The 26,872-nt window shown below is 63.2% G+C and carries 24 protein-coding genes and 1 pseudogene; 16 read left to right on the plus strand and 9 right to left on the minus strand.

Annotated features, from left to right (window positions below; all coding sequences use genetic code 11):
* Positions 1-131: 131 nt before the first annotated feature.
* Positions 132-563, plus strand: a pseudogene (locus SA496_RS28210) (response regulator); the annotation flags it as partial.
* 143 nt (positions 564-706) lie between these two features.
* On the opposite strand, the gene SA496_RS28215 reads toward SA496_RS28210, so the two are convergent.
* Together SA496_RS28215 and SA496_RS28220 are read right to left on the minus strand one after the other, a co-directional pair.
* On the minus strand, positions 707-2,227 hold the full coding sequence (locus SA496_RS28215; protein ID WP_330114807.1) for an NCS1 family nucleobase:cation symporter-1: 1,521 nt from the start codon (positions 2,225-2,227) through the stop codon (positions 707-709).
* Between the two features lie 340 nt (positions 2,228-2,567).
* Positions 2,568-4,745 carry a malate synthase G gene (locus tag SA496_RS28220; protein ID WP_120653423.1) on the minus strand — a complete coding sequence of 726 codons (2,178 nt, stop codon included), beginning with the start codon at positions 4,743-4,745 and terminating at the stop codon, positions 2,568-2,570.
* A 307-nt stretch (positions 4,746-5,052) separates the two neighbouring features.
* On the opposite strand from SA496_RS28220, the gene SA496_RS28225 reads away from it, so the two are divergent.
* Both SA496_RS28225 and SA496_RS28230 read left to right on the plus strand, forming a co-directional pair.
* Positions 5,053-5,499, plus strand: a complete 447-nt coding sequence (locus SA496_RS28225) for a GNAT family N-acetyltransferase (RefSeq protein ID WP_153920374.1) — start codon at positions 5,053-5,055, stop codon at positions 5,497-5,499.
* Positions 5,500-5,536: 37 nt separating this feature from the next.
* Positions 5,537-6,055, plus strand: coding sequence for a glycine cleavage system protein R (locus SA496_RS28230; protein WP_330114808.1), 519 nt, complete (start codon positions 5,537-5,539; stop codon positions 6,053-6,055).
* 46 nt (positions 6,056-6,101) lie between these two features.
* Here the strand turns inward: SA496_RS28230 and rarD are convergent, their stop codons facing one another.
* The 5 genes from rarD to SA496_RS28255 form a co-directional block, all read right to left on the minus strand.
* On the minus strand, positions 6,102-6,989 hold the full coding sequence (gene rarD / locus SA496_RS28235; protein WP_120653420.1) for an EamA family transporter RarD: 888 nt from the start codon (positions 6,987-6,989) through the stop codon (positions 6,102-6,104).
* A gap of 189 nt (positions 6,990-7,178) precedes the next feature.
* Positions 7,179-8,153 carry a serine/threonine protein kinase gene (locus SA496_RS28240; RefSeq protein ID WP_120653419.1) on the minus strand — a complete coding sequence of 325 codons (975 nt, stop codon included), beginning with the start codon at positions 8,151-8,153 and terminating at the stop codon, positions 7,179-7,181.
* A gap of 66 nt (positions 8,154-8,219) precedes the next feature.
* Positions 8,220-8,984 (minus strand): TOBE domain-containing protein, encoded by a 765-nt coding sequence (locus tag SA496_RS28245; RefSeq protein WP_120653418.1) that lies wholly within the window; start codon positions 8,982-8,984, stop codon positions 8,220-8,222.
* Between the two features lie 66 nt (positions 8,985-9,050).
* Positions 9,051-9,779, minus strand: coding sequence for a ComF family protein (locus tag SA496_RS28250; protein ID WP_120653417.1), 729 nt, complete (start codon positions 9,777-9,779; stop codon positions 9,051-9,053).
* Between the two features lie 22 nt (positions 9,780-9,801).
* Positions 9,802-10,095 (minus strand): hypothetical protein, encoded by a 294-nt coding sequence (locus tag SA496_RS28255; RefSeq protein ID WP_330114809.1) that lies wholly within the window; start codon positions 10,093-10,095, stop codon positions 9,802-9,804.
* Positions 10,096-10,322: 227 nt separating this feature from the next.
* Between SA496_RS28255 and bioB the strand changes: the two genes are divergently transcribed.
* The 10 genes from bioB (at position 10,323) to SA496_RS28305 (ending at position 22,604) form a co-directional block, all read left to right on the plus strand.
* A complete protein-coding gene (bioB, locus tag SA496_RS28260; protein ID WP_120653416.1) occupies positions 10,323-11,381 on the plus strand; it encodes a biotin synthase BioB in 1,059 nt (352 codons plus the stop codon).
* A 98-nt stretch (positions 11,382-11,479) separates the two neighbouring features.
* A complete protein-coding gene (bioF, locus tag SA496_RS28265; RefSeq protein WP_330114810.1) occupies positions 11,480-12,661 on the plus strand; it encodes an 8-amino-7-oxononanoate synthase in 1,182 nt (393 codons plus the stop codon).
* A complete protein-coding gene (locus tag SA496_RS28270) occupies positions 12,654-13,379 on the plus strand; it encodes an alpha/beta fold hydrolase (RefSeq protein ID WP_120653414.1) in 726 nt (241 codons plus the stop codon). The genes bioF and SA496_RS28270 overlap by 8 nt, the downstream gene beginning before the upstream one ends.
* Positions 13,372-14,184, plus strand: a complete 813-nt coding sequence (gene bioC / locus SA496_RS28275; RefSeq protein WP_120653413.1) for a malonyl-ACP O-methyltransferase BioC — start codon at positions 13,372-13,374, stop codon at positions 14,182-14,184. The genes SA496_RS28270 and bioC overlap by 8 nt, the downstream gene beginning before the upstream one ends.
* Before the next feature lies 1 nt (position 14,185).
* Positions 14,186-14,881, plus strand: coding sequence for a dethiobiotin synthase (gene bioD / locus SA496_RS28280; protein WP_330114811.1), 696 nt, complete (start codon positions 14,186-14,188; stop codon positions 14,879-14,881).
* 62 nt (positions 14,882-14,943) lie between these two features.
* Positions 14,944-15,189: a hypothetical protein gene (locus SA496_RS28285; RefSeq protein ID WP_120653411.1), complete on the plus strand. Its 246-nt coding sequence runs from the start codon at positions 14,944-14,946 to the stop codon at positions 15,187-15,189.
* Positions 15,190-15,469: 280 nt separating this feature from the next.
* Complete coding sequence (locus SA496_RS28290) at positions 15,470-17,275, plus strand: phenylacyl-CoA dehydrogenase (protein WP_120653410.1); 1,806 nt, start codon at positions 15,470-15,472, stop codon at positions 17,273-17,275.
* Between the two features lie 224 nt (positions 17,276-17,499).
* Positions 17,500-18,744 (plus strand): GGDEF domain-containing protein, encoded by a 1,245-nt coding sequence (locus SA496_RS28295; protein ID WP_330115671.1) that lies wholly within the window; start codon positions 17,500-17,502, stop codon positions 18,742-18,744.
* 100 nt (positions 18,745-18,844) lie between these two features.
* Entirely contained in the window at positions 18,845-20,638 is a 1,794-nt protein-coding gene (locus SA496_RS28300; protein WP_330114812.1) for an acyl-CoA dehydrogenase C-terminal domain-containing protein, read from the plus strand.
* Positions 20,639-20,825: 187 nt separating this feature from the next.
* Positions 20,826-22,604: an acyl-CoA dehydrogenase C-terminal domain-containing protein gene (locus SA496_RS28305; protein WP_120653407.1), complete on the plus strand. Its 1,779-nt coding sequence runs from the start codon at positions 20,826-20,828 to the stop codon at positions 22,602-22,604.
* 118 nt (positions 22,605-22,722) lie between these two features.
* On the opposite strand, the gene SA496_RS28310 is transcribed toward SA496_RS28305, so the two are convergent.
* Positions 22,723-23,373 (minus strand): endonuclease I family protein, encoded by a 651-nt coding sequence (locus SA496_RS28310; RefSeq protein ID WP_330114813.1) that lies wholly within the window; start codon positions 23,371-23,373, stop codon positions 22,723-22,725.
* 377 nt (positions 23,374-23,750) lie between these two features.
* Positions 23,751-24,644, minus strand: coding sequence for a LysR family transcriptional regulator (locus SA496_RS28315; RefSeq protein ID WP_330114814.1), 894 nt, complete (start codon positions 24,642-24,644; stop codon positions 23,751-23,753).
* 103 nt (positions 24,645-24,747) lie between these two features.
* On the opposite strand from SA496_RS28315, the gene SA496_RS28320 reads away from it, so the two are divergent.
* The 3 genes from SA496_RS28320 to SA496_RS28330 are packed head-to-tail and all read left to right on the plus strand — an operon-like array spanning position 24,748 to position 26,871.
* Entirely contained in the window at positions 24,748-25,446 is a 699-nt protein-coding gene (locus tag SA496_RS28320) for an MOSC domain-containing protein (protein ID WP_120653405.1), read from the plus strand.
* A complete protein-coding gene (locus SA496_RS28325; protein ID WP_120653404.1) occupies positions 25,443-25,682 on the plus strand; it encodes a hypothetical protein in 240 nt (79 codons plus the stop codon). The genes SA496_RS28320 and SA496_RS28325 overlap by 4 nt, the downstream gene beginning before the upstream one ends.
* Positions 25,675-26,871 (plus strand): acetylornithine transaminase, encoded by a 1,197-nt coding sequence (locus SA496_RS28330; RefSeq protein WP_330114815.1) that lies wholly within the window; start codon positions 25,675-25,677, stop codon positions 26,869-26,871. Before SA496_RS28325 ends, SA496_RS28330 begins: the two co-directional genes overlap by 8 nt.
* Position 26,872 lies beyond the last annotated feature (1 nt).

Genomic DNA, 26,872 nt, shown 5'->3' on the forward strand with positions numbered 1-26,872 from the left:
CGTTCGGCGGATGCTGCATTCTGCACGGGAACTTGCTTGCATTTTGCGTATCCGACCAGCGTGCCCCGTGCTAAAGCTACTAGTGAGGGGAGTTGGGCCTGCTATGGAAGGCCCCTTCGAGGAACGACCCCATGAGTTACGGTGACCTGCTGAGCGAAGCCGAGCTGCAAGCGCTTGATGAAATCATGCGCGTACCCAGCGCGCCGCCCAGTGTTCTGCTGGTGGATGACGACGAGTCCGGGCGCGATGCCCTGGCCGATACGCTGGTTGCCCAGGGGATTCCGTGCATCACCGCCGAAAGTGGCGAAGAGGCTCTGGCGCTGCTGGTCACCCGTCCCTCCATCGGCCTGATGATCACCGAACTGCACATGCAATGCGGCAGCGGCCTCGAGCTGGTGCGCCAGGTGCGCCAGTCGGCTCGGGCGACCCTCCCGGTCATTATCATTTCCGGCGACGCCGACGTGCAGGACGCCATCGAGGCGATGCACATGAAGGTGGTCGATTTCATGCTCAAACCGGTGGACATGAGCCGTCTCACCAACCTGGTACGCAATGAGCTGGGTACCCCGCCCGAACCCAAGGCTCCGCCACCCGAGGTGCGCCCCAGGCCGGCGAAAGCGAAAGCCAAAGCGAAAGTCATCGCGCTGAAAAGCGCCTGAAAAAAACCGCCAGGGACAGGCGGTTTTTTTATGTCTGTCACCGCGCCTCAGTGGTGAGCGCTGTCCACTGCAATCTCTTCGCCGGATACATCCGGGTGCTCTGCGTGGCGCTCGGCGATGGCGTAGTGGATCAGTGCGCCAAGGCCGGCACCGAAGAACCAGGAGAACTGCGACAGGGACTCGAACGCGGGTAGCAGTGCCAGCACGATGGCGATCAGCGCCGATGGGATGAACGCCGCTACCGCCCGAAGGTTGACGCCGCGACGATAGTGGTAAGCGGCGTCGCGACTTTCACTGTAGAGCTCTGGCAGATTCACCCGACCGCGGCGCACAAGGTAGTAGTCGGTGACGATGATCCCGTACAGCGGGCCGAGCAGGGCGCCGAGGCCGCCGAGGAAATACAGGATCACCGCCGGGCTGTTGTACAGGTGCCAGGGCAGGATGAGCACTGCGATGGTGGCGCTGAGCAGGCCGGCGCGCCGGAAGTTCAGTAATTTCGGCGCCAGGTTGGTGAGCACGTAGGCCGGGGCGACGAAGTTGGCCATGATGTTTACCGCCACGGTGACGATCAGGAAGGCCAGGCAGGCCAGCACCAGGCCTGCGGTGTTGGGGATGCTGGCGACGATCTCGGTCGGGCTCTGCACCAACTTGCCGTCGATGCTGAACTGCGCACCGGCAAGCACCACTGCAATAAACGCAAAGCCCAGCATGTTCACCGGCAACCCCCAGAAGTTACCCACGCTGATGGTGCGGCGGTCCGGGCAGTTACGAGTGAAATCGCAGAAATTCAGAATCATGGTGCCGTAGAGCGACACCCAGAGTGCGGCTGCGCCCAGCACTTTCAACCACATCGTCGAGCCACTGTAGCCTTCACCGGTTGACCAGGTGATGGAAAAGCCGCTGCGCTGGTACATCCAGAAGGCCAGGGCGGAGAAGGTCACCAGGATCACCGGCCCGGCGAAGGATTCGTAACGGCGCACCATCTCCATGCCATAGGCGAAGATCACCAGCTGCACGGACCAGATGCCGAGGAAGGTGATCCAGCCGAGTGTCGACAGGCCGAGAATCGAATCCTGGTCGAGCTCGCGCAGTCCCGGCGCCACAGCGGCCAGCAGTACGCGCAGTACGACCGAGGCAAGGTAGGTCTGGATGCCGAACCAGGCGATGGCGATGACTGCGCGGATGAGCGCCGGAACCTGTGCGCCGTGGATACCGAAGCTGATCCGGCACATCACGGGGTAGGGGAGGCCGGTTTTCTGGCCCATATAGCCGGAAAGGTTCATCAGTCCATAGATCACCAACGCGCCAAGGGCGAAGGCCGCAAGGATCTGCGCGCCACTCATGCCCAAGGCAAAGAGGCCGATGGCGAAGGAATAGTTGGCGATGTTGTGCACATCGTTGGTCCACAACGCGAACAGGCTGTAGCGCCCCCAAGTGCGATTTGCCGCGCGGGTTGGCGCCAGGTCGGCGCTATACAGGCGCGGGCTCAGGGCGACCGCACCTGGAGCCACTGAATCGGCGGATGGGGCATCGAGCGGGGTAGCAGCGGAGAGTGGGGTGGGCGCCATGGGGCCTCCGTGAACTTGTGTGCACTGTTTTTGTGTTTTTTGTATGCAAGCCAGTTTCGTGCCACCCGGTGGGGGCGATGATTCTGGGGGTGATGCCGCGCCTGATGTGCACCACTTGAGGTCATCTCCAGCCCAGTTATGGCGCGTACTTCATCCGTTCATCTGAAATTTGTCTTTGTATTTCATTAACTTGCTAGTCAGATTTGCGTGCGATGGACTGAGGTTGAAAGTGGGGATTTTGTACACAAGTTTTGTATGCAAGCGTTACGTCGATGCCCGCGCTACTTTTTCGCGGGCAAGAAAAAACCGCCTCGAAGGGCGGTTTTTTCATGAGCGGACCTTAGATCCCGTTCTTAGCCTTGAACTCACGGCGACGACGGTGCAGGACCGGCTCGGTGTAGCCGTTGGGCTGCTTGGTGCCTTCCACTACCAGTTCCAGCGCGGCCTGGAAGGCCACGTTGTCGGCAAAGTTCGGCGCCATCGGGCGGTACAGCGGGTCGTTGGCGTTCTGGCGGTCGACCACTGCGGCCATGCGCTCCAGGCTCTCGACGATCTGGGCCTGGCTGACGATGCCGTGGCGCAGCCAGTTGGCTAGCAGCTGGCTGGAGATACGCAGGGTGGCGCGGTCTTCCATCAGGCCGACATCGTTGATGTCCGGCACCTTGGAGCAGCCGACGCCCTGGTCGATCCAGCGCACTACATAACCGAGGATGCCCTGGGCGTTGTTGTCCAGTTCGTTCTGGATCTCTTCGGCGCTCCAGTTGGTGTTCGGTGCCAGCGGGATGGTCAGGATGTCATCCACCGAGGCGGCGGCGCGCTTGGCCAGTTCGGCCTGACGGGCGAACACGTCGACCTTGTGGTAGTGCAGCGCGTGCAAGGTGGCGGCGGTCGGCGAAGGTACCCAGGCGGTATTCGCGCCGGCCAGCGGGTGGCCGATCTTCTGCTCGAGCATGGCGGCCATCAGGTCCGGCATGGCCCACATGCCTTTGCCGATCTGCGCCTTGCCTTGCAGGCCGGTGGCGAGGCCGACGTCGACGTTGTTGTTCTCGTAGGAACCGATCCACTTTTCGGCTTTCATGGCGCCCTTGCGCACCATGGCGCCGGCTTCCATGGAGGTGTGGATTTCGTCACCGGTACGGTCGAGGAAGCCGGTGTTGATGAACACCACGCGCTCGGCGGCGGCCTGGATACAGGCCTTCAGGTTGACGGTGGTGCGGCGCTCTTCGTCCATGATGCCGACCTTCAGGGTGTTGCGCGGCAGGCCCAGCACGTCTTCCACGCGGCCGAAGATTTCGGTGGCGAAGGCCACTTCTTCCGGACCGTGCATCTTCGGCTTCACGATGTACATCGAGCCGGTGCGGGTGTTCTTGCGGCTGGTGTTGCCCTTCAGGTTGTGCAGTGCGATCAGGCCGGTGAACAGACCGTCCTGGATGCCTTCCGGTACTTCGTTGCCAGCGGCGTCGAGGATGGCCGGGTTGGTCATCAGGTGACCGACGTTACGCACGAACAGCAGGGAGCGGCCGTGCAGGGTCAGCTCGGTGCCGTCGGCCTTGGTGTAGACGCGGTCCGGGTTCATGGTGCGGGTGAAGGTCTGGCCACCCTTGCTGACGGATTCAGCCAGGTCGCCCTTCATGAGGCCGAGCCAGTTGCGGTAGACCACGACCTTGTCGTCGGCATCGACGGCGGCGACGGAGTCTTCGCAGTCCATGATGGTGGTCAGCGCGGATTCCATCAGCACGTCTTTCACGCCAGCGGCGTCGGTCTGGCCGATGGGGCTGGTCGGATCGATCTGGATTTCGAAGTGCAGGCCGTTGTTCTTCAGCAGCACAGCGGCGGGCTTGGCAGCGTCGCCCTGAAGTGCGATGAACTGGGCGGCACTCTTCAGGCCGACTTCGTTGCCGTTCTTCAGGGTCACGGCCAGTTGGCCGTTCTTCACTGCATAAGCGGTGGCATCGACGTGGGAGGCGCCTTCCAGCGGCGCGGCCTCGTCGAGGAAGGCGCGGGCGAAGGCGATCACCTTGTCACCGCGAACCTTGTTGTAGCCCTTGCCCTTCTCGGCGCCACCTTCTTCGCTGATGGCGTCGGTGCCATAGAGGGCGTCGTAGAGCGAACCCCAACGCGCGTTGGCGGCGTTCAGGGCGAAGCGAGCGTTCATCACCGGTACGACCAGCTGCGGGCCGGCCATGGTGGCGATCTCTTCGTCGACATTCTGGGTAGTGGCCTGGAAGTCTGCCGGTTCCGGCAGCAGGTAGCCGATCTCCTGGAGGAACGCTTTATAGGCCACTGCGTCGTGGGCCTGGCCGGCACGCGCCTGGTGCCAGGCGTCGATCTTGGCCTGCAGTTCATCGCGTTTGGCGAGGAGGGCTTTGTTCTTCGGAGCCAGGTCGTTGATGACGGCTTCCACACCGGCCCAGAACTTCTCGGCGGCAATGCCGGTTCCGGGGATGGCTTCGTTGTTCACGAAGTCAAACAGGACTCTGGCGACCTGAAGGCCACCGACTTGAACGCGCTCAGTCATTGCTTGCCTCACTCTGCTCAATATCCGCTCGGACCGGGGGTTTCCCTTCTTGTAGTCCGAAGCGCGGCATACTACATGAAGCCGTTGTGAAAATCAGTGGGGTCGCGTCGCTATGCGACTAAAAGCTGGTTTATGGTCACAACGGCGGGCAGAATGTTCGCAAAAAACTGGCGCTTTGTTCCAGTTAAATCTGAAAAATGTACACGATTTATTTTTCATTTGAACTGCGACAGGCCGTCGCACGGGATTCCGCGCGGGTTTTTCGGCGCTTTCCTATACTCCAGCGGATTCGTCCAGGAGCCTTTCCATGCCTGTGTATGCCGCCACATTCAGCGATCTTGATGACCTATCCAGCCTTTTTGCCGGCTATCTCGAGTTCTACCAGGTGCCCAGGCCTCAGACGGATATCCGTGCGTTCCTCGAGCAGCGGCTGGATCGCGGTGACTCGACGCTGTTCATCGCCCGTGGTGACGATGGCGTTGCCCTCGGCTTCACCCAGCTCTATCCCTTTCTCTCGTCGCTGGCGCTGGCACCAGCCTGGTTGTTGAGCGATCTTTATGTAGTGCCCGCCGCCCGGCGCCAGGGCGTCGGGGAAGACCTGATGAACGCTGCCCGCGCCCATGCCGAACACACGGGCGCCTGCGGCATCCAGTTGGAAACCGCGAAGACCAATCTTGCCGGCCAGGCGCTTTATGAACGACTCGGCTATGTGCGGGACGAGATTTACTTCACCTACTGGCTGAGCCTGGCCTGACGCCGGGTGCCGGTTCCCTACATATAAGGAGTCGAGCGTGGATCATCTGGTACTTACTGTCATCGCAGCGGACCAGCCCGGGCTGGTGGAACGTGTCGCGCAGTGCATCGCCGCCCATGGTGGCAACTGGTTGGAAAGCCGTATGTCGCGCATGGCCGGGCAGTTCGCCGGGATACTGCGCGTAGCGGTCCCGGCCGAGGGTTACGACGAACTGGTTGAGGGTTTGCAAGGCCTCAGCGCCGACGGCATCCGCGTGATGCTGGCGCAGAGCGGCATCGAGCCCTCCTGCACCTGGAAGCCGATCCTGCTGGATCTGGTGGGCAACGACCGGCCGGGCATCGTCCGTGACATCACCCGCCTGCTGGCGGAACTGGGTGTGAACCTGGAAAGCCTGATCACCGAGGTGATGCCGGCGCCCATGAGCAGCGAACCGTTGTTCCACGCCGAGGCCGTGCTGGCGGTGCCGCTGACTCTGTCCCTGGATGTGTTGCAGGCCAAGCTGGAGACCTTGGCCGATGACCTGATGGTTGAATTGAATCTGCACCAGGAAAAATGAGTGGCGATCGGGTGGAAATCCAAGGTGCGGATTTCCACCTTGGCGATCAGCTGTTGCGCCTCAGGGTCAGCCAGGCGTCAACGCTATAGATGGCCAGGCCTGCCCAGATGAAGCAGAAGGCAAGCAGCTTGCTCGGGTCGAAATGCTCGTCGAACAGGAAGATCGCTTGCAGCATCACCAGGGTCGGCGCCAGGTACTGGAGAAAACCCAGGGTGGTGTAAGGCAGGTGGCGCGCGGCAGCGTTGAAGCACACCAGGGGCACCAGGGTGATGGGGCCCGCCGCGATCAACCAGAGCGCCTCGGGTGTTGACCAGAAGCTCGCCTGGGAGGAGGTCGCGCTCGGAGTCAGCAGCAACCAGCCAACGGCCAGGGGCAGCAGCAGCCAGGTTTCGACGACCAGCCCGGGCAGGGCCGCCACCGGAGCCTGCTTGCGGATCAGTCCGTAGAAACCGAACGTCAGCGCCAGGGTCAGCGACACCCAGGGTAGCGCGCCGACTTGCCAAATCTGTTGCGCGACGCCGATGGCCGCCAGCAGTACGGCGATCCACTGCAGGCGACGCAAGCGCTCGCCGAGAATCAGCATTCCCAGCAGTACGTTGATCAGCGGGTTGATGTAATAGCCCAGGCTGGCTTCCAGCATTCGTCCGTTGTTCACCGCCCATACGTAGACCAGCCAGTTGCCGGCGATCAGCATGCCGCTGGCGGCGAGTACCCCAAAGCGCTTGGGGTTCTCGCGTAGCTCGCGCAACCAGCCCGGGTGCTTCCAGACCAGCAACAAGGCTGCGCCGAACAGGGCCGACCACATCGCGCGGTGAACGATGATCTCCAGCGCCGGAACGCTCTGGATAGCTTTGAAGTAGAGCGGAAAGAGGCCCCAGATGACGTAGGCGGTGAGCCCCAGGATGTACCCGCGACGCGGGTCGGCGGTTGCCATGGAATGTCCTTGCTTAGGCAGCTAACGAGTGGTGCGACATTCTAGTGGGCGACGTCGTGGCTTGTCTGTGTGCTCAGGTTTTTCCGCAAGGCCGTGCAAGCGAAACACGTAAGGCGTTCTTTACGGCAGCTGGCGAGCGCTGCTCCTTGTAGCGGCGAATGAATTTGCCCCTACAAGGAGGTGGCAGGTTCAGAACAGCTTCAGCGGTTCTTCGTCCAACGCCGAAATTTGCTCGCGCAGGGTGAGGATCTGGTCGCCCCAGTAGCGTTCGCTGCCGAACCAGGAGAAGTGCATGGGGAAGGCCGGGTCGTCCCAGCGGCGGGCGATCCAGGCGCTGTGGTGCATCAGGCGCAGGGCGCGCAGGCCTTCGATCAGCGGCAGTTCGCGGCGGTCGAAGTCGTGGAACTCCTGGTAGCCGTCCATCAACTCGGAGAGCTGGCCGAGGCGTTCCTGGCGATCCCCCGCCAGCATCATCCAGAGATCCTGCACCGCCGGCCCCATGCGGCAATCGTCGAGGTCCACCACATGAAAGACCTCGTCACGGCACAGCAGGTTGCCGGGGTGGCAATCACCGTGCATGCGAATCGGTTGGTAGCGCACTTCGGCGAACAACTTGTCGAGGCGCTTAAGCAGATCACGGGCGACCGACTCGTAGGCTGGCAGCAGGCTGCGGGGAATGAAACCGCCTTCCAGCAGGGTCGCCAGGGACTGGTGGCCGAAGTTTTCCACCGCCAGGGTTTCGCGGTGCTCGAAGGGGCGGGTGCTGCCGACGGCGTGCAGGCGACCGAGCAACTGGCCGAGGCGGTAGAGCTGGTCGAGGTTACCCGGCTCCGGTGCGCGGCCGCCGCGACGAGGGAACAGGGCGAAGCGGAAACCGGCGTGCTCGAACAGGCTCTTTCCGTCGCGTTGCAGCGGCGCTACTACCGGCACTTCGCATTCGGCCAGTTCGGCGCTGAACCCGTGCTCTTCGAGAATCGCTTCGTCGCTCCAGCGCTGCGGTCGGTAGAACTTGGCAATCAGTGGCTCAGCGTCCTCGATGCCTACCTGGTAAACGCGGTTCTCGTAGCTGTTCAGCGCGAGGATGCGCATATCGCTGAGAAAACCGAGGCTTTCCACAGCGTCCAGTACCAGGTCGGGTGTGAGGTCATCGAAGGGGTGGGACATGGGCAACTCCGGCAGTCAGGCGCCCAGTCTATCCCCAATGGTCGCGCAGCGTACGGTTGACGGGCCTCAGAGCGCGGTGCCGAGCAGCACCTGAGCGGGCGCGAACTGCGCGCGCACGCTGTCGCCGGCCTTGAGGCCGAGTTGCGCCAGACGCTCGGGCTCGACCAGGGCACAGAGCGTTTGGCCGCTGGCCAGGGCGATGCGCACTTCGCTGGGGCTGTCGGCCGCGTCGAGGATTTCCTCGATCCGGCCCTGTAACTGGTTCAGCGCGTCATCTGCCGGTTCTGATATGGCCTGCAGTCGCAGCCATCCCGCCTTGATCAGCGCCACCACGCTGCGGCCTGGCGCCAGTTCCAGCTTTTCGGTGCTGTCGTGGGTGATCTGCGCCAAGAGGCAGGGACCGCCGGCCAGTTCGATGCTCACGAGATCGTTGCGCCCCCTGGATTCGATGCCGAGCACTCGGCCGCTCAGTTGGTTGCGTGCGCTGGTGCGCAGCATCAGACGACCCAGCAGCTCCAGGTCTTGTTCGCTTTCGGCACTTTCCAGCAGGCGCGCCTGCAGGCTTTCCAGGCGCTTGTAGAGGGCCAGCAGGCGTTCACCCTCGGCGGACAGTCGCGCACCGCCACCGCCCTTGCCACCCACGGAGCGTTCCACCAGAGGCTTTTCGGCGAGGTTGTTCAGTTCGTCGATGGCATCCCAGGCCGCCTTGTAGCTCAGGCCTGCGGCTTTGGCGGCGCGGGTGATGGAGCCTTGTACGGCGATCTGCTCCAGCAGCGCCAGGCGCTGCGGGCGACGAGTGAGTTGCTGGGTGAGGGCGCTGGTCAGGCTCATGAACGGACGGTTTCGTCGGGGGATCTGGCGCGCAGGCTGCTCCCGCCTGTTCGCTGCGTCAAGCCTTCAGGGGTCTCCCGGCCGGGGCGTGCGTGCCAGGCAATAGACGTCCACCCGAGTCGCGCCAGCGCGCGTCAACAGGCGAGCGAGGACATGTGCGGTGGTGCCAGTAGTCAGTACGTCGTCCACCAGGGCCAGGTGCAGGCCTTTCACCTCCACCCGCGAGGGCAACGCGAAGGCACGGCGCAGGTTGCGGCGCCGGGCGGCAGCATCCAGGCCCTGCTGGGGCGGGCCGTCCTCGATGCGATGCAGCCAGTCGTCCTGCACGGGGAGGCACAGTTCGTTGCCCAGCCAGCGCGCCAACATCTGTGCCTGGTTGAAGCCACGCTGGCGCAGGCGTGGTGCGCTCAGGGGAACCGGTAGCAGGGCGTCGGGGCGGGGCAGCCCTTCATGGAAAGCGTGCTCCAGGTGGCGGACGAGCAATTCCCCCAGCAAGCGGCCCAGGGGCCAGCGGCCCTGGTGCTTGAAACCGGTGATCAGGCTGTCCACCGGGAAGCCGTAGCGCCAAGGCGCCTCGACCCGCGTGAAGGGCGGTGGCCGTTTCAGGCACTCACCGCAGGGCAGGCCCTGGGTGGGCAAGGGCAGGGCGCAGACGATGCAGTGTCCGTTGAGCCAGGGCAGTTCGGCCTCGCAGCCTGCGCAGATAGCCAGGTCGCTGCCCGGCGCGCGACAAAGCTGGCAGGTGGGTGTGTGGCGAAGCCAGGCCGGCCGTAACCGGGCGAGCAAGGAAAGCATGGTCCCCTCCCTGGGACAGGATTCAGGCGATCAGCCAGCTCATCACCAACAGACCGAGAAAGGTCAGGACCAGGCCGCCGATGATGGACTTGCGGATGAAGGCGCGGACACCACTGTAGAGCAGCAGTAGCCCGACGAGCAGCAGGATCAGGCTGAAAAAGGACACGTCCATGCCGATGGCCCGTGCCAGGCCGTTGAGAAAATCGTCTATGGCCTGACCAATACTGCCAAGCACGCTAGAGAGCAGGTCGACTATGAAGCGGATGGCGGTGCCGATGATCCGGCCGAGCCACTCGAAAAATCCTTCCGTACGCATTGCAGTGTGTTGCTCCTTCAGCGGCTGGCTGCCTGGAATTTGAGCCTGACCGGGAAATCTGGTTCAGTGGAATATGTGATTAAAAAACGATCAGATGTTGACCTGTGCCGCAAGACTGGTTGACAGCGTCACAGCTCAACTTATGATGCCCTAAGCCTGAATTCCCGGAGTCCGACTCCGGGTATCCCTGACAAGAGGCGCCCCTGCAAGCGTCGAAGGAAACCTCCATGAGTGCAACCGCATCCATCGCTACCCGCCACGACTGGTCCCTCGCCGAGGTGAAGGCGCTCTTCGAGCAGCCGTTCAACGACCTGCTGTTCCAAGCGCAGACCGTTCACCGCGCGAACTTCGACCCGAATCGGGTACAGGTTTCCACCCTGCTGTCGATCAAGACCGGCGCCTGCCCGGAAGACTGCAAGTATTGCCCTCAGTCCGGCCACTACAACACTGGCCTGGACAAGGAAAAGCTGATGGAAGTGCAGAAGGTCCTCGAGGCCGCTGCCGAGGCCAAGGCCATCGGCTCTACCCGTTTCTGCATGGGCGCCGCCTGGAAACATCCGTCGGCGAAAGACATGCCCTATGTCCTGGAAATGGTCAAAGGCGTGAAGAAGCTCGGCCTGGAAACCTGCATGACCCTGGGGCGACTGAACCAGGAACAGACCCAGGCGCTGGCCGAGGCCGGCCTCGACTATTACAACCACAACCTGGATACCTCGCCGGAGTTCTACGGCAACATCATCACCACCCGCACCTACAGTGAGCGCCTGCAGACCCTGGCCTATGTGCGTGAGGCGGGGATGAAGATCTGCTCCGGTGGCATCCTCGGCATGGGCGAGTCGGTAGACGACCGCGCCGGCCTGCTGATCCAGCTGGCCAACCTGCCCGAGCACCCGGAGTCGGTGCCGATCAACATGCTGGTGAAAGTGAAGGGCACCCCGCTGGCGGAAGAAAAGGACGTCGATCCGTTCGACTTCATCCGCACCCTGGCGGTCGCCCGGATCATGATGCCGAAGTCCCACGTACGCCTGTCCGCCGGTCGCGAACAGATGAACGAGCAGATGCAGGCCCTGGCCTTCATGGCTGGCGCCAACTCGATCTTCTACGGCGAGAAACTGCTGACCACCAAGAACCCCCAAGCGGACAAGGACATGCAGCTGTTCGCGCGCCTTGGCATCAAGCCGGAAGAGCGCGAGGAACACGCCGACGAGGTGCATCAGGCCGCCATCGAGCAGGCCCTGGTCGAACAGCGCGATTCGCAGATGTTCTACAACGCTGCTTCTGCCTGATTCCGCGTTATCGAACCCTGTAGGAGCGAGCTTGCTCGCGAAGGGCGGCTCCTGCAGGTTCGCCAGCACGCTGGCGCCTACGAAAAACCGAACCGCCCATGCCTTTTGATCTCGCCTCGCGCCTAGCCGCCCGCCATGCGGACAACCTCTATCGCCAGCGCCCCTTGCTGGAAAGCCCTCAGGGGCCGGATGTCGTGGTGGACGGCCGCCCCATGCTGGCCTTCTGTTCCAACGACTACCTTGGCCTGGCTGCCCATCCCGAGGTGAAGGCTGCCCTGCAGTCCGGCGTGGATCGCTGGGGGGCCGGTGGTGGTGCTTCCCATCTGGTGATCGGCCACAGCGGACCGCATCACGATCTTGAACAGGCCCTGGCCGAGTTCACCGGCAGGCCCCGCGCACTGCTGTTCTCCACGGGCTACATGGCCAACCTGGGCGCGGTGACCGCGCTGTTGGGCAAGGGCGATACCGTGCTGGAGGACCGCCTCAATCACGCTTCCCTACTGGACGCCGGACTCCTCTCCGGGGCGCGCTTCTCGCGCTACCTGCACAACGATGCGGACAGTCTGTCCAGTCGTCTTGAAAAGGCCGAGGGCAACACCCTGGTAGTGACTGATGGCGTGTTCAGCATGGACGGCGATCTCGCTGATCTGCCCGCTATCTGCTCGGCCGCGAAAGCTCGTGGCGCCTGGGTGATGGTGGACGATGCCCATGGCTTTGGGCCGCTGGGGGCTAACGGTGGCGGTATCGTCGAACATTTTGGCTTGGGCCTCGAGGATGTACCGGTGCTGGTCGGTACCCTGGGCAAGGCTTTCGGTACCGCTGGTGCCTTCGTCGCCGGCAGCGAGGAACTGATCGAAACACTGATCCAGTTCGCCCGCCCTTACATCTACACCACCAGCCAACCCCCGGCGGTGGCCTGCGCCACCTTGAAGAGCCTGGAGCTGCTGCAGCGTGAAAGCTGGCGCCGCGAGCACTTGAACGCACTGATCCAGCGCTTCCGTAAAGGCGCAGCCGAGATCGGCCTGACCCTGATGGACAGCCCGACGCCGATCCAGCCGATCCTGGTCGGTGACAGCGCACGTGCATTGAAGCTCTCCGCCATGCTGCGCGAGCGCGGCATCCTGGTCGGAGCCATCCGTCCGCCCACAGTACCGGCTGGCAGCGCGCGACTGCGTGTCACTTTCTCCGCCGCCCACAGTGAAGAGCAGCTTGAATCCTTGCTGAGTGCCCTGGCCGAATGCTGGGAGAAACTGGCGAAGGAGGATGCCCCCGATGCGTGAGCGCCTGATTCTGTTGCCGGGCTGGGCTATTGGCCCCGCCGCCCTCGAACCTTTGCGCGAAGCTCTGCTGGAGTGCGCGCCGCATCTGGTGGTTGAAATCGAACCGCTGCCAGCGCTGGAGCAGGCCGGCGCCTGGCTCGATGAGCTGGATGCGCGCCTGGCAGCGGACAGCTGGCTGGCCGGCTGGTCGCTTGGCGGCATGCTCGCCGCACAACTGGCCGCGCGCCGGGGTGCTGCTTGCCGTGGCCTGATCGGCCTGTGCAGCAACATGAGTTTCCGTGACCGCGACGATTGGCCCAGCGCCATGTCTCAGGAAGTCTTCGCGACCTTCCACGAGGCTTGCCGTCTCGACCCCGCGCAGACCCTCAAACGCTTCACCATGCTGGTGGCCCAGGGCGCGCGAGACGCCCGAACGCTGGCGCGGCAGCTGCAGGTCACCCAGCTACCCACTGAACCCAAGGTGCTGGACGCGGGCCTGCGTCTGTTGGATGTACTGGATATCCGCGCGGCTATCCAGGGTTATGGCGGTCCACAACTTCACCTGTTCGCCGGGCGAGATGCGCTGGTGCCGGCCACTGCTGCCGACGCGCTGCTGGAGTGGCTACCGGATGTGGAAGTGCAGGTATTCGCCGACGCCAGTCACGGTCTGCCGCTGGAGCGACCGGAGGAGGTGGCCGCGGCGATCCTCGGCTTCATGCGTGAGGGCGATGATGTCTGACGCCCGAAACGCCCCTGCCGATGGCCATCTGCCCGACAAGCGCCAGGTAGCGGCTTCCTTTTCCCGCGCGGCGGATAGCTATGACAGCGTCGCTGCCTTGCAGCGGGCGGTTGGCAACGAACTGCTGCGCCGGCTGCCGGAAGGCTTCACGCCGGACAACTGGGTGGACATGGGTTGCGGTACCGGCTTCTTTTCCCGCGCGCTGGCCGAGCGTTTCCCGCATAGCGACGGCCTGGCGCTGGACATCGCCGAGGGCATGTTGCGACACGCTCGCCCGCAGGGCGGCGCCAAGCGATTCATCGCCGGTGATGCCGAGCATCTGCCGCTGGCCGGTGGCACCCAGCAACTGATTTTCTCCAGTCTGGCCGTGCAATGGTGCGCCGACTTCGCCGCCGTGCTCGCCGAGGCTCGCCGTGTGTTGCAGCCGGGAGGCGTATTCGCCTTCAGCAGTCTGTGCGTGGGCACCCTGCAGGAGTTGCGTGACAGCTGGCAGGCAGTGGACGGCTTTGTCCACGTCAACCGTTTTCGCCGCCTGGAGGATTACCAGGACCTCTGCGCCGCCAGTGCCCTGCTCCCCCTGGACCTGAGCAGCGAGCCGCAGGTACTGCACTACGCCGATCTGCGTACCCTGACCCACGAACTCAAGGCCCTCGGTGCCCATAACCTCAATCCGGGCCGTCCTGGCGGGCTCACCGGGCGGGCGCGCATCCACGCGTTGGTGGAAGCCTACGAGCGTTTCCGTCAGCCCCAGGGCCTGCCGGCCACCTATCAGGTGGTCTATGGCGTACTGAAAAAGGAAAACTGACATGGCAGTGGCCTACTTCGTCACCGGTACCGATACCGAGATCGGCAAGACCACCATTGCCGCGGGCCTGCTCCATCGCGCCCGGTCACAGGGACTCTCCACCGCTGCGGCGAAACCGGTGGCGTCCGGCTGCGATGAAACCGTCGATGGCCTGCGTAACAGTGACGCCCTTGCTCTACTGGGTGAGTGCTCGCTGCCCCTGTCTTACGACGAGGTCAATCCACTGGCTTTCGCTCCGGCCATTGCGCCACACCTTGCCGCCAGGGAAGCGGGGGTACGGCTGGATGTGGACGCGCTAGCCGCTCCTGTGCGACGGGTGTTGGCCAAAGGGGCGGACTTCAGCCTGGTTGAAGGCGCCGGCGGCTGGCGCGTGCCCCTGGCGGGGCAGGCCAATCTGTCCGACCTGCCTGCCGCCCTCGGCCTGCCAGTGATCCTGGTGGTGGGTGTACGCCTCGGTTGCATCAATCACGCGGTGCTCACCGCTGAGGCCATTGCGCGTGACGGCCTGACCCTGGCCGGTTGGGTGGCCAATGTGGTCGACCCGCAGACCTCACGTTTGGAGGAGAACCTTGCGACCCTGGCCGAGCGCCTTCCTGCGCCCTGCCTTGGGCGTGTGCCGCGCCTGGATCAGGCGACTCCGTCTGCTGTGGCACGCCATCTCGACCTGGCGCCGCTGGGCGAATTCTTCCGGCGCTGATTGCGAAAGGCGATACCGGCTGCTTCAATTGCCGGCATCGTCCATCGAGCTTGGTATCCGACATGGAAATCCAGGGAAGCGGCTTCAGCGCAGGACTAGGCGCCATCCAGTCCGGCCAGCGCATGATCCAGCAGGCAGCCGGTGAAATAGCCAGCAACACAGTCAGCGGCGAAGGTGCTCAACAGCCCGCCGACCTCACCAGCATCCTGCTCGCCCTGGAGGCCGGCAAGGTCCAGGCCGAGGCCGGCAGCATGGTTGCCAAGGCCACCGACCAGATGATCGGTAGTCTCATCGATACCTTCGCCTGATCCTTCAAGGGCCGCTTCAAGCGGCCCTTTCGCATTCTTCCTTCCAGTTACTTCCCTTGGCGCTGCTGCGCTGTTTCTTGATCTTTACTGTCTCCAGGCAGGGTCCTCTTTTGCCTGTCAGGGACGTGACCGGCTGGTCGGGCAGAGCGCTTGACAGGGGGTTGGCGTAAACGTATGTTTCAAACGCCTGTTTGATTGCTCCGGCAATCACCACCAGATGCCGCAAGCGACCGGCGCTCCGGTCAGCTGAACTAGGAACCCACCGCAGAGGTTTACCGCTATGCCTGATTACAAGGCCCCCTTGCGTGATATCCGCTTCGTTCGTGACGAGCTGCTCGGCTACGAAGCGCACTATCAGAGCCTGCCTGGCTGCCAGGACGCTACCCCGGACATGGTCGACGCCATCCTCGAAGAGGGTGCCAAGTTCTGTGAGCAGGTGATCGCTCCGCTGAACCGTGTGGGTGACACCGAAGGCTGCACCTGGAGCGAGTCCGGCGTTAAGACTCCGACCGGCTTCAAGGAAGCCTACAAGCAGTTCGTAGAAGGCGGCTGGCCGAGCCTGGCTCATGACGTTGACCACGGCGGCCAGGGCCTGCCGGAGTCCCTCGGTCTGGCCATCAGCGAGATGGTCGGCTCCGCCAACTGGTCCTGGGGCATGTACCCCGGTCTGTCCCATGGCGCGATGAACACCCTGTCCGCCCACGGCACCGATGACCAGAAGCACACCTACCTGACCAAGCTGGTATCCGGCGAGTGGACCGGCACCATGTGCCTGACCGAGCCGCACTGCGGTACCGACCTGGGCATGCTGCGCACCAAGGCCGAGCCCCAGGCCGATGGTTCCTACAAAGTCTCCGGCACCAAGATCTTCATCTCCGCCGGTGAACACGACATGGCCGACAACATCGTCCATATCGTCCTGGCTCGCCTGCCCGATGCGCCGGCCGGCACCAAGGGTATCTCCCTGTTCATCGTTCCGAAGTTCCTGCCGAACGCCGAAGGCGGCGTGGGCGAGCGCAACGCCGTTTCCTGCGGTTCCATCGAACACAAGATGGGTATCCACGGTAACGCCACCTGCGTGATGAACTTCGACGGCGCTACCGGCTACCTGATCGGCCCGGCTAACAAAGGCCTGAACTGCATGTTCACCTTCATGAACACCGCTCGCCTGGGTACCGCGCTGCAAGGCCTGGCCCACGCCGAGGTCGGTTTCCAGGGTGGCATCAAGTACGCTCGTGATCGTTTGCAGATGCGCTCCCTGACTGGCCCGAAAGCTCCGGAAAAGGCCGCCGACCCGATCATCGTCCACCCGGACGTGCGTCGTATGCTGCTGACCATGAAGGCCTTCGCTGAAGGCAACCGCGCCATGGTCTACTTCACCGCCAAGCAAGTGGACATCGTCAAGTACAGCCAGGACGAAGAGCAGAAGAAAGCTGCTGACTCCCTGCTGGCCTTCCTGACTCCCATCGCCAAGGCCTTCATGACCGAAGTGGGCTTCGAGTCCGCATCCCACGGCATGCAGATCTACGGTGGCCACGGCTTCATCAGCGAGTGGGGCATGGAGCAGAACCTGCGTGACTGCCGCATCTCCATGATGTACGAAGGCACCACCGGCGTTCAGGCCCTCGACCTGCTGGGCCGCAAGATCCTGATGACCCAGGGCGAAGCGCTCAAGGGCTTCACCAAGATCGTGCACAAGTTCTGCCAGGCCAACGAGGCCAACGAAGCCATCAAGGAATTCGTCGAGCCGCTGGCCAAGCTGAACAAGGAGTGGGGCGACCTGACCATGAAGGTCGGCATGGCCGCCATGAAGGATCGCGAGGAAGTGGGTGCCGCTTCGGTGGATTACCTGATGTACTCCGGTTACGCCTGCCTGGCCTACTTCTGGGCCGACATGGCTCGCCTGTCTGCCGAGAAACTGGCTGCCGGCGAGGGCGACGCCGCCTTCTACAAGGCCAAGCTGCAGACCGCGCGTTTCTACTTCAAGCGCATCCTGCCGCGTACCCGCACCCATGCTGAAACCATGCTGTCCGGTGCCAACAACCTGATGGAACTGGCCGAAGAAGATTTCGACCTGGGCTACTAAGGTTCTGCGCCACACGAAAGGCCCGCCATCTGGCGGGCTTTTTCGTTTGTGACCCGCGATCGCGATGCCGGGTTGTGCGGAAGTTCGCACCGGCGCCTCGTGCTTGTGGTCTGTGCCTGTGCAATCATATCGCCACCTCGATTTTTCCCCGTTTTCGAACCCCAGGATCAGACCTCGTGCGGAGTCGTGCGTCCTATCGCGTCAGCCATTTCCTGCCTCCCTTGATGTTGATGGTGGGGGGCGGAATAGTGGGTTCGCTGTCGGGGATGAGCGAGTTCTTCACCTCCCTTTTCAACGTGCTTCCCACCCTTCTCCTGTTGCTGGGGGGTGCCTTCTGCGCGGCCTACGGACGAGTGCGCCAGGTGGCGCTGCTGCTGGTCGTCTACCTGGCCTACTACCAACTGGATACCCAGGTCGATTACTACCAGGTCGAGCGGGTGGTGCGGGAGGACGCCGGGCTGGTTTTTCATCTGGCCAGCCTGCTGCTGCCCATGCTCTACGGCCTCTATGGCTGCTGGGAGGAGCGCACCCACCTGGTGCAGGATTTCGTTGCCCGAGGCGCAGTTTTGATAGCTGTGCTCGGCGTCTTGGTGGCGCTGGGCAGCAGCTACCCGGATGCGATGCTAGGCGTGATCGGCAAGATTTACTGGCCCATGCTGCATGGCCACTGGATGACCCTGGTACAGGTCGTCTACCTGGCGTTCGCCATCGCCCTGGTGGCGCTGGTGGTCATCTATGTGCGTCAGCCTCGCCCGCAGCACGCCGCCCAACTGCTCGGCCTGTGCGGCTTGCTGTGGATGCTGCCCAAGACTTTCATGCTGCCCCATGCGCTGCACGTGATGAGCAGCGTAGTGATGCTCGCACTCACAGCGTCGGTGGCCCATGAGGCTTACCAGATGGCATTCCGTGACGAGCTCACCGGCCTGCCCGGTCGTCGCGCGCTGAACGAGCGGCTGCGGCGTCTCGGCCGCAGCTACGTGCTGGCCATGACCGACGTCGACCACTTCAAGAAATTCAACGACACCTACGGCCACGACGTGGGCGACCAGGTTTTGCGCCTGGTGGCCAGCCGCCTGCGCAAGGTCGGTGGCGGCGGTAAGGCCTATCGCTACGGTGGCGAGGAGTTCACCATCCTCTTCCCCGGCAAGTCGGTGGACGAGTGCATGCCGCACCTGGAGGCGGTGCGCCAGGCCATCGAGCAGTACCAGATGCATCTTCGTGACCAGGGCAGTCGTCCGAAGAGCGACGAAACCGGCCGCTCCAAGCGTGGTGCCGCCAGTGGGCAGACGGTGTCGGTGACCATCAGCATCGGCGTGGCCGAGCGGGATGCCGAGCAACGTAGCCCGGAAGAAGTGATCAAGGCCGCTGACCAGGCGCTCTACAGCGCCAAGAGCGCCGGACGTAACCGGGTCTTCCGGCATGGCGAGAATCGCCGGGGTGCCGTGCGAGTGAAGCGCGCCGCCGTCTGACGCGGGCGGTTATGACGCTGCATTCAGCAGGGTCAGCGTCGTTGTTACAGTGCTGGGGCGCGAGTAGGGTCGTTGAATCGACCTCCAAGGAGTTTCCGCCATGCCCGAGTACAAGGCCCCACTTCGCGACATCCGCTTCCTCATCGACGAAGTCTTCGACTACCCGGCCAGCTATGCGGCCCTGGGCGCCAGCGATGCCACCCCGGACATGGTCGCCGCCATTCTCGAAGAAGGTGCCAAGTTCTGCGAGCAAGTGCTCTCGCCCATCAACCGCTCGGGCGATGAAGAAGAGTGCCAGTGGCAGGACGGCGTGGTGACCACGCCCAAGGGTTTCAAGGAAGCCTTCGCCCAGTACGTCGAAGGTGGCTGGAATGGCCTGGCGGCGGATCCGGCCTATGGCGGCCAGGGCCTGCCCCATTCCCTCGGACTGATCATCAGCGAAATGGTCGCCTCGGCCAACCAGTCCTGGGCCATGTACCCAGGCCTGACCCACGGCGCCATGTCGGCCATCCATGCCCACGGCAGCGAAGAACAGAAGCAGACCTACCTGACCCGCCTCACCGAAGGTCGCTGGACCGGCACCATGTGCCTGACCGAGCCCCATTGCGGCACCGACCTCGGCATCATCAAGACCCGAGCCGTTCCACAGGCTGATGGCAGCTACGCGATTTCCGGCACCAAGATTTTCATCTCCGCCGGCGAGCACGATATGAGCGAGAACATCGTCCACCTGGTGCTGGCCAAGCTGCCCGACGCACCCGCTGGCACCAAGGGAATCTCCCTGTTCATCGTGCCCAAGTTCCTCCCCGCGGGTGCGAGCGTTGGCGAGCGCAATGCCGTCTCCTGCGGGTCCATCGAACACAAAATGGGCATCAAGGCTTCGGCAACCTGCGTGATGAACTTCGACGGCGCCAAAGGCTTCCTCATCGGTGAGGCCAACAAGGGCCTGAACTGTATGTTCACCATGATGAACCATGCGCGTCTGGGCACCGGCATGCAGGGTCTTTGCCTCGGCGAAGCCAGCTACCAGGGGGCCGTGCGTTATGCCAACGACCGTCTGCAGATGCGTGCCCTTACCGGGCCCAAGGCGCCGGACAAGGTCGCCGACCCGATCATCGTGCATCCCGACGTGCGCCGTATGCTGCTGACCATGAAGGCATTCAACGAAGGCAACCGGGCTCTGGCCTACTTCACTGCCCAGCAACTGGACATCGCCCATCGCAGCGATAGCGCCGAGCAGCGCGAAGAGGCCGAGAGCCTGCTCGCCTTCCTTACACCGATCTGCAAGGCCTTCATGACCGATACCGGCCTCGAAGCCACCAACCTAGGCATGCAAGTGTTCGGTGGCCACGGCTATATCCGCGAGTGGGGCATGGAGCAACTGGTGCGCGATTGCCGCATCGCCCCCATCTACGAAGGCACCAACGGCATCCAGGCGCTCGACCTGCTGGGCCGCAAGGTGTTGGGGAGTCAGGGCAAGCTGCTGCGCGGTTTCACCAAGATCATCCACAAATTCTGCCAGGCTCAGGCCGAGCATCCGCGTTTCAAGGGCCACGCGGCTGAACTGGCACGTCTCAACCAGCAGTGGGGCGAGCTGACCCAGAAGGTCGGCCTGGCCGCCATGAAAAATCCGGACGAGGTGGGTGCAGCCGCGCTGGATTACCTGATGTACTCCGGCTACATCACCCTGGCCTGGTTCTGGCTGCGCATGGCCGTTGTGGCGGATGCCAAGCTGGAGGCGGGCAGCGGCGACAGCGCCTACTATCAGACCAAGCTGGCGACCTGCGATTTCTACTTCAAGCGCCTGCTACCGCGTACCGAGTCACACCGCGCGGCCGTGGAAGCCGGCAGCGATTGCCTGATGCAATTGCCGGCAGAGCATTTCAGTCTGTAACGCACCGATGGACGGTCGGAGGCCCGCCTGGTGCGGGCCTTTTTCATGCGGGGAAAGGGTGTGACCTTGTGTGAATATATGGTCACATTAGGACTCTATGTCTCTTAAAAGTTGTTCATGTACACTGCGGACCTCTTCCGTGAACCGGCCGACCCTGGCCACCTGTGAGTGATTGCGAGGTTTGCACATGGCTGACTACAAAGCGCCCCTGCGCGATATGCGCTTCGTCCTCAATGAAGTTTTCGAGGTAGCCAAGCTCTGGGCTGAGCTGCCTGCCCTGGCCGAAGTGGTCGACGCCGATACCGCCTCCGCCATCCTGGAAGAAGCCGGCAAGGTCACCGGTGGCGTGATCGCCCCGCTGAACCGCAGCGGCGACGAAGAAGGCTGCCAGTGGAAAGACGGTTCCGTGAGCACTCCGGCGGGCTTCCCCGCGGCCTACAAGACCTACGCCGAAGGCGGCTGGGTTGGTGTGGGCGGTGACCCCATCTTTGGCGGCATGGGCATGCCCAAGGTGATTTCCGCCCAAGTCGAAGAGATGGTCAATGCGGCCAACCTGTCCTTCGGCCTGTACCCGATGCTGACCGCAGGCGCCTGCCTGTCGATCAACGCGCACGCCAGTGAAGAGCTGAAGGAAAAGTACCTGCCGAACATGTACGCGGGTGTCTGGGCTGGCTCCATGTGCCTGACCGAGCCGCATGCCGGTACCGACCTCGGCATCATCCGCACGAAGGCCGAACCCCAGGCTGACGGCAGCTACAAGATCTCCGGCACCAAGATCTTCATCACCGGCGGTGAGCACGATCTGACCGAGAACATCATCCACCTGGTACTGGCCAAGCTGCCGGATGCCCCGGCCGGCCCGAAAGGCATTTCCCTGTTCCTGGTGCCCAAGGTCATGGTCAACGCGGACGGTTCCCTGGGCGAACAGAACGCCGTCTCTTGCGGTTCCATCGAACACAAGATGGGCATCAAGGCCTCTGCCACCTGCGTGATGAACTTCGACGGCGCCACCGGCTACATCGTCGACGCTCCGAACAAGGGCCTGGCCGCCATGTTCACCATGATGAATTACGAGCGCCTGGGCGTGGGTATCCAGGGCCTGGCTTCTGGCGAACGTTCCTACCAGAGCGCCGTGGAATACGCCCGTGAGCGTATCCAGAGCCGCGCGCCGACCGGCCCGGTTGCCAAGGACAAGGCTGCTGACCCGATCATCGTCCATCCGGACGTGCGTCGCATGCTGCTGACCATGAAGGCAGCCAACGAAGGCGGCCGTGCCTTCTCCAGCTACGTGGCCATGCAGCTGGACACCGCCAAGTTCAGCGAAGACACCGCCGTGCGCAAGCGCGCCGAAGAAATGGTCGCCCTGCTGACCCCCGTCGCCAAGGCTTTCCTCACCGACCTCGGTCTGGAAACCACTATCCACGGCCAGCAGGTATTCGGCGGTCACGGCTTCATCCGCGAGTGGGGCCAGGAGCAGCTGGTGCGTGATGTGCGCATCACCCAGATCTACGAAGGCACCAACGGCATCCAGGCACTCGACCTGATGGGCCGCAAGATCGTCGGCAGCGGTGGCGCGTTCTACAAGCACTTCGCCGACGAGATCAAGGCGTTCGCCAATGGCGCCTCCGCCGAGCTGGCCGAGTTCACCGAACCGCTGAAAGCTGCCGTCGCCAACCTCGACGAGCTGACCGCCTGGGTCCTGGACCGTGCGAAGAACAACCCGAACGAAATCGGCGCTGCCTCGGTCGAGTACCTTCATGTGTTCGGCTACACCGCCTACGCCTACATGTGGGCCCTGATGGCTCGCGCTGCGCTGGGCAAGGAAGGTCAGGACGAGTTCTACGCCAGCAAGCTCGGCACCGCGCGCTTCTACTTCGCTCGCCTGCTGCCGCGCATCCACTCCCTGACCGCCTCGGTGAAGGCCGGCAGCGAGTCGCTCTACCTGCTCGACGCCGCGCAGTTCTAAGCGCTAGTCGGCAAACACGAAGCCCCGCAATTGCGGGGCTTCGTGTTTGCCGGGAGATGCTTTTCGGTAGGGGCTAATTCATTCGCCAAGGACAGCGCAGCTGTCCCCACAAGCTTTCCTACGGCTGTAGCGAATCCGCCAATGACGGGTCATCGATGAAGCGGTTGCGGTTGCCCTGGATCGCCTCGATGCGGCTATTGCGGGCGCGTTCTTCGTCGTCCACCGGGTCGAGGCGGTTCCACTGCTGGAACATCTGCAACTGGCCGACGATGGGCAGGCCATATTCGCTGTGCATGTAGAAGATCGCGCGGGCTACGTTGCCCTTGGCGGCGTCGCGAGGTTCGACGAGTTGGTAGGCGGATTTGAAGTCACAGTCGGCCAGCGTGCGCTGTCCACCGTCGCCGACATCGCCGAACAGGGCATTGCGGCGGGCCAGTTCGATGCGCGACTGGTCCGGGTAGAGGTTGTGCAGGTCGGAGAGCATGTAGGGGTATTGCGCATTGGCAGCTTGGCACTGGCTGTCGGTGACGCAGCGCAGTGCGCTCTTGATCTGCTTGGCGCTGTACACCGGGCTGGCACTGAGCAGGCCGCCGGGAGCGCTGAAGGTCTTGCCGCAATAGAGCGTGACGCCTCCGTCGGCGTAGAGCTGTTGCCAGAAGGCCTGCTCGACCGCGGCCTTCGGATCGGCCAGGCGATCCTGGCCACTGGCGAATGCATGGCTGGCGACCAGGGCCGCCAGGCAGGAAAGGGCAGTAAGAATTGGGCGCATGGTCATGACCCTGGGACCGCCTTGTCGGGGTCTGTAGTTCTTGTAGGACAAAACGAGTCTAACAAGAGCACCGGGGGCAAACCAAGACCAACCGATCGCTTGCTTGGTTGTACCTTGGGTTGCAATAAGAGGGCCTCGGATAATTCCGAAATCGTGTAAGCATTAGCTTACAAATGCTGGGGGCTATAGCTCCTTTCAGACCCTGGTAGAGGGGATTAATCTTCACTCCATTGGACGTCGCGCAGGAAGCGCATTGCAAAACAGGGATACGCCGGATTCCGCCAGGATGGCGGTCAGATCAGGGATGTCGGGACACAGTCTGCAAAACCTCGCTTCGGCGAGGTTTTTCTTTTTCTGCGTTGCAAAACTCCCCCAGCTCAATAGTCCTTCGGCCCCACCACCCCTTCCAGTACCGAGCGCAGCAACTCCAAGGTCGCCTGCTGGCGCTGGGCATCGCGAAACACCAATCCCACCTTCAACGGCACCCGTGGCTCGCTAAGCGGCTTCCACAACAGACCCTGGTTCGCATGCATCTGTCGCGCGCGGCCGGGCAGCACCGTCGCCAGCATGGTGTGCGGCAGGCTGTCGAGGATGCCCGCCATGTGGTTCAGCTCCGCCTGCACGTGCGGGCGGCGGCCGAGCAGGGCGAGTTGCTCCTGCCAGATCTGCCGGATGCGGAACTCCTCGCCGAGCAGCAGCATCGGCAGCTCAGCCGCCTGGGCCAGGGAAACCTTCTTGAACTCCTTCAGTGGGTGCTCGGTGGGAATCACCAACTGCAACTCGTCCTCGTAGAGCAACTGGCTGTGCAGCCCTGGTTGGCGCGGTGGCAGGAAGCCGATTCCGATATCCAGGTTGCCGGTCAGCAGGCGGCGTTCGATATCCAGTCCCGACAGTTCATAGATCTGTACCACCAGCTGTGGCTGTGCCTCGCGCAGGCGCTCCAGCAGCATGGGGACCAGCGCCGCATTGACCGTCTGAAGTACGCCGATAGCCAGGCTGCGCGGCGACTGGCCACGGAATCCGCGCAACGCCTCACGGGCGCGTTCCAGCCCATCCAGTAGTGGCAGGGCGTGGCCATACAGGGTGTGCGCGGCCAAGGTCGGCAGCAGGCGTTTTCCGCTGCGCTGGAACAGGCTGACATCCAGGTTCTGCTCCAACTGGCGAATCTGTTGGGAGAGCGCTGGTTGCGACAGGCTCAGACGCTCGGCGGCGCGACCGACGTGGCCTTCCTCGTAAAGCGCGACGAAGTAGCGAAGCTGGCGAAAATCCATAAGCGTTACTTATCGATAAAGCTGGAAAAACGAAATGGCCCGTGATGCTTCAAGGCCATAGCCTATGCCACGTAGAGACTGCATCTGGTGCTGGAGAGGGCGAATGTGCGCATGGGTCGTAAATGGCGTTTTCATAGGTAAAGCCGAAGATATAGGCGGTGGTTTGTCCAGTGCAATCGACAAGCAATCGATCGACCACCGTCTCTGGCTCTGGCCCCAGGGCCTGGGCAGCGACGAGCAGGGTGACCCGCGTTTCCACGGTGGTCCCGAACGTGCGCTGCACCATTATCCGGCCGAGCACTACCAGTACTGGCGCAAGCATTTTCGTCACCTCGAATGGAAAGCACCAAGCTTCGGCGAGAACCTTTCCACCTGCGGCCTCACCGAAGACCAGGTGTGCATCGGCGATATCTTCCGCTGGGGGCAGGCCTTCATCCAGGTCAGTCAGCCGCGTTCGCCCTGTTACCGCCTGAGCCGCCGTTGGGACATTCCCGAATTGCCGGAGCGGGTGCAGGAAACCGGCCGCTGTGGCTGGTTCTACCGCGTGCTGCGGCCCGGCTTCGTCAGCCAGGAAGACTCGCTGGAACTGATCCAGCGCAGCTACCCCGGCCTGACCGTTGCCCACACCATCCAGAGCTTCTTCCATTTCCCGCTGGAACACGCCGGCCTGCAGCAACTGCAACAGTGCGAAGCGCTGTCCACGCGCTGGCGCGAAACGGCTGCCCGCCGTCTCAGCACAGGCCTTTTGGAAGACTGGAGTGCCCGTTTGCAGGGCTTGCCGCTGGAGGGGATGCGCGCATGAGCGACTACCGCATAAGCCTGCGCCGTGACGACGTGCTGTTCGCCGAGATCAGCGTAAGCCAGGCGCGCTACGTGGAGATGACCCGCGAGATGCGCAAGCGCTTCCCCCGCGAGGAGGGTTTCAGCCTGCACATAGAGCGTCGTCGAGAACTCCGCCGCATCCTCGAACAGGGCCCGGACGGCCTGCGCCTGCTGGGCGTCGAGTATCGACATGAGGAGGTCCCGGAGCATGCGTGATGCTCTCGCCGGTCTGCGCTTGATGAAAACCGTGGAACGTCCCGACCAACTGTTCGTGCGCGGCCAGGGTTCCTGGCTCTGGGATTCCGAAGGCCATGCCTTCCTCGACTTCACTCAGGGCTGGGCGGTGAACAGTCTGGGCCACAGCCCCAGCGTCGTGGTCAATGCGCTCAAACGTCAGGCGGAGAACCTGATCAATCCCGGGCCGGCCTACTACAACCGCGGAATGCTCGAACTCGCCTCGCGCTTGTGCCAGGCAAGCGGCAGCGACCAGGTGTACTTCCTCAACAGTGGCGCCGAGGCCAACGAAGGGGCCATCAAGCTGGCTCGCAAGTGGGGTCAGCTGCATCGAGGTGGGGCCTTCGGCATCGTCACCGCCAGCAACAGCTTTCACGGCCGCACGCTGGCCACCATGTCCGCTTCCGGTAAGCCGGTCTTCGAATCGATGTTCGAGCCGAAGGTGCCGGGCTTCACCAAGGTTCCGTACAACGACCTCGATGCCCTGGCCGCCGCTGTGGACGAGACGACGGTGGCAGTGATGCTGGAGCCGGTGCAGGGCGAAGCCGGCGTCATCCCCGCCACACTGGAGTACTTCCAGGGCGTCGAACGCCTGTGTCGGGAACGCGGCGTGCTGCTGATCCTCGACGAAGTACAGACCGGCATCGGCCGTTGCGGCACCCTGTTGGCGGAAGAGCTCTACGGCATCCGTGCCGACATCATCACCCTTGGCAAGGGGCTGGGTGGCGGAGTACCCCTCGCTGCCTTGCTGGCGCGTGGCAATGCCTGTTGCTTCGAACCAGGCGAGCAGGGTGGCACCTACCATGGCAACGCATTGATGACCGCTGCCGGCCTTGCCGTACTGAATACGGTGCTGGAGTCTGGCTTTCTCGAGCAGGTCCGAGATGTCGCCCAGCACTTGCGCGAAGGATTGGCGCGGGTATCCCGTCGCCATGGGCACGGTCCCCTGCGTGGCCACGGCCTGATGATCGGCCTGCCGCTGATTCGCCAGTCCGCAACCGTCGTGGCCCGACACGCCTTCGCCGAAGGATTGCTGATCAATGCGCCGCAGCCTGACTGCCTGCGCTTCACCCCGGCGCTGACGGTAAGCCGCGCCAATGTCGATGAAATGCTCAAGCGCCTGAACCGCGCCTTTGCCCTGGCCAAGAGCGATCCCCTGGAGATCGCCTGAC

Source organism: Pseudomonas sp. JS3066 (genome assembly GCF_036328175.1).
Classification (GTDB): domain Bacteria; phylum Pseudomonadota; class Gammaproteobacteria; order Pseudomonadales; family Pseudomonadaceae; genus Metapseudomonas.

What these genes read in the sequence shown, in the direction of transcription:
- SA496_RS28215 (WP_330114807.1), bottom strand. Translation starts at nt 2,227, where the DNA reads ATGGCGCCCACCCCACTCTCCGCTGCTACCCCGCTCGATGCCCCATCC.
- SA496_RS28220 (WP_120653423.1), bottom strand. Translation starts at nt 4,745, where the DNA reads ATGACTGAGCGCGTTCAAGTCGGTGGCCTTCAGGTCGCCAGAGTCCTG.
- SA496_RS28225 (WP_153920374.1), top strand. Translation starts at nt 5,053, where the DNA reads ATGCCTGTGTATGCCGCCACATTCAGCGATCTTGATGACCTATCCAGC.
- rarD (WP_120653420.1), bottom strand. Translation starts at nt 6,989, where the DNA reads ATGGCAACCGCCGACCCGCGTCGCGGGTACATCCTGGGGCTCACCGCC.
- SA496_RS28240 (WP_120653419.1), bottom strand. Translation starts at nt 8,153, where the DNA reads ATGTCCCACCCCTTCGATGACCTCACACCCGACCTGGTACTGGACGCT.
- SA496_RS28245 (WP_120653418.1), bottom strand. Translation starts at nt 8,984, where the DNA reads ATGAGCCTGACCAGCGCCCTCACCCAGCAACTCACTCGTCGCCCGCAG.
- SA496_RS28250 (WP_120653417.1), bottom strand. Translation starts at nt 9,779, where the DNA reads ATGCTTTCCTTGCTCGCCCGGTTACGGCCGGCCTGGCTTCGCCACACA.
- SA496_RS28255 (WP_330114809.1), bottom strand. Translation starts at nt 10,095, where the DNA reads ATGCGTACGGAAGGATTTTTCGAGTGGCTCGGCCGGATCATCGGCACC.
- bioB (WP_120653416.1), top strand. Translation starts at nt 10,323, where the DNA reads ATGAGTGCAACCGCATCCATCGCTACCCGCCACGACTGGTCCCTCGCC.
- bioF (WP_330114810.1), top strand. Translation starts at nt 11,480, where the DNA reads ATGCCTTTTGATCTCGCCTCGCGCCTAGCCGCCCGCCATGCGGACAAC.
- SA496_RS28270 (WP_120653414.1), top strand. Translation starts at nt 12,654, where the DNA reads ATGCGTGAGCGCCTGATTCTGTTGCCGGGCTGGGCTATTGGCCCCGCC.
- bioC (WP_120653413.1), top strand. Translation starts at nt 13,372, where the DNA reads ATGTCTGACGCCCGAAACGCCCCTGCCGATGGCCATCTGCCCGACAAG.
- bioD (WP_330114811.1), top strand. Translation starts at nt 14,186, where the DNA reads ATGGCAGTGGCCTACTTCGTCACCGGTACCGATACCGAGATCGGCAAG.
- SA496_RS28285 (WP_120653411.1), top strand. Translation starts at nt 14,944, where the DNA reads ATGGAAATCCAGGGAAGCGGCTTCAGCGCAGGACTAGGCGCCATCCAG.
- SA496_RS28290 (WP_120653410.1), top strand. Translation starts at nt 15,470, where the DNA reads ATGCCTGATTACAAGGCCCCCTTGCGTGATATCCGCTTCGTTCGTGAC.
- SA496_RS28295 (WP_330115671.1), top strand. Translation starts at nt 17,500, where the DNA reads ATGTTGATGGTGGGGGGCGGAATAGTGGGTTCGCTGTCGGGGATGAGC.
- SA496_RS28300 (WP_330114812.1), top strand. Translation starts at nt 18,845, where the DNA reads ATGCCCGAGTACAAGGCCCCACTTCGCGACATCCGCTTCCTCATCGAC.
- SA496_RS28305 (WP_120653407.1), top strand. Translation starts at nt 20,826, where the DNA reads ATGGCTGACTACAAAGCGCCCCTGCGCGATATGCGCTTCGTCCTCAAT.
- SA496_RS28310 (WP_330114813.1), bottom strand. Translation starts at nt 23,373, where the DNA reads ATGCGCCCAATTCTTACTGCCCTTTCCTGCCTGGCGGCCCTGGTCGCC.
- SA496_RS28315 (WP_330114814.1), bottom strand. Translation starts at nt 24,644, where the DNA reads ATGGATTTTCGCCAGCTTCGCTACTTCGTCGCGCTTTACGAGGAAGGC.
- SA496_RS28320 (WP_120653405.1), top strand. Translation starts at nt 24,748, where the DNA reads ATGTGCGCATGGGTCGTAAATGGCGTTTTCATAGGTAAAGCCGAAGAT.
- SA496_RS28325 (WP_120653404.1), top strand. Translation starts at nt 25,443, where the DNA reads ATGAGCGACTACCGCATAAGCCTGCGCCGTGACGACGTGCTGTTCGCC.
- SA496_RS28330 (WP_330114815.1), top strand. Translation starts at nt 25,675, where the DNA reads ATGCGTGATGCTCTCGCCGGTCTGCGCTTGATGAAAACCGTGGAACGT.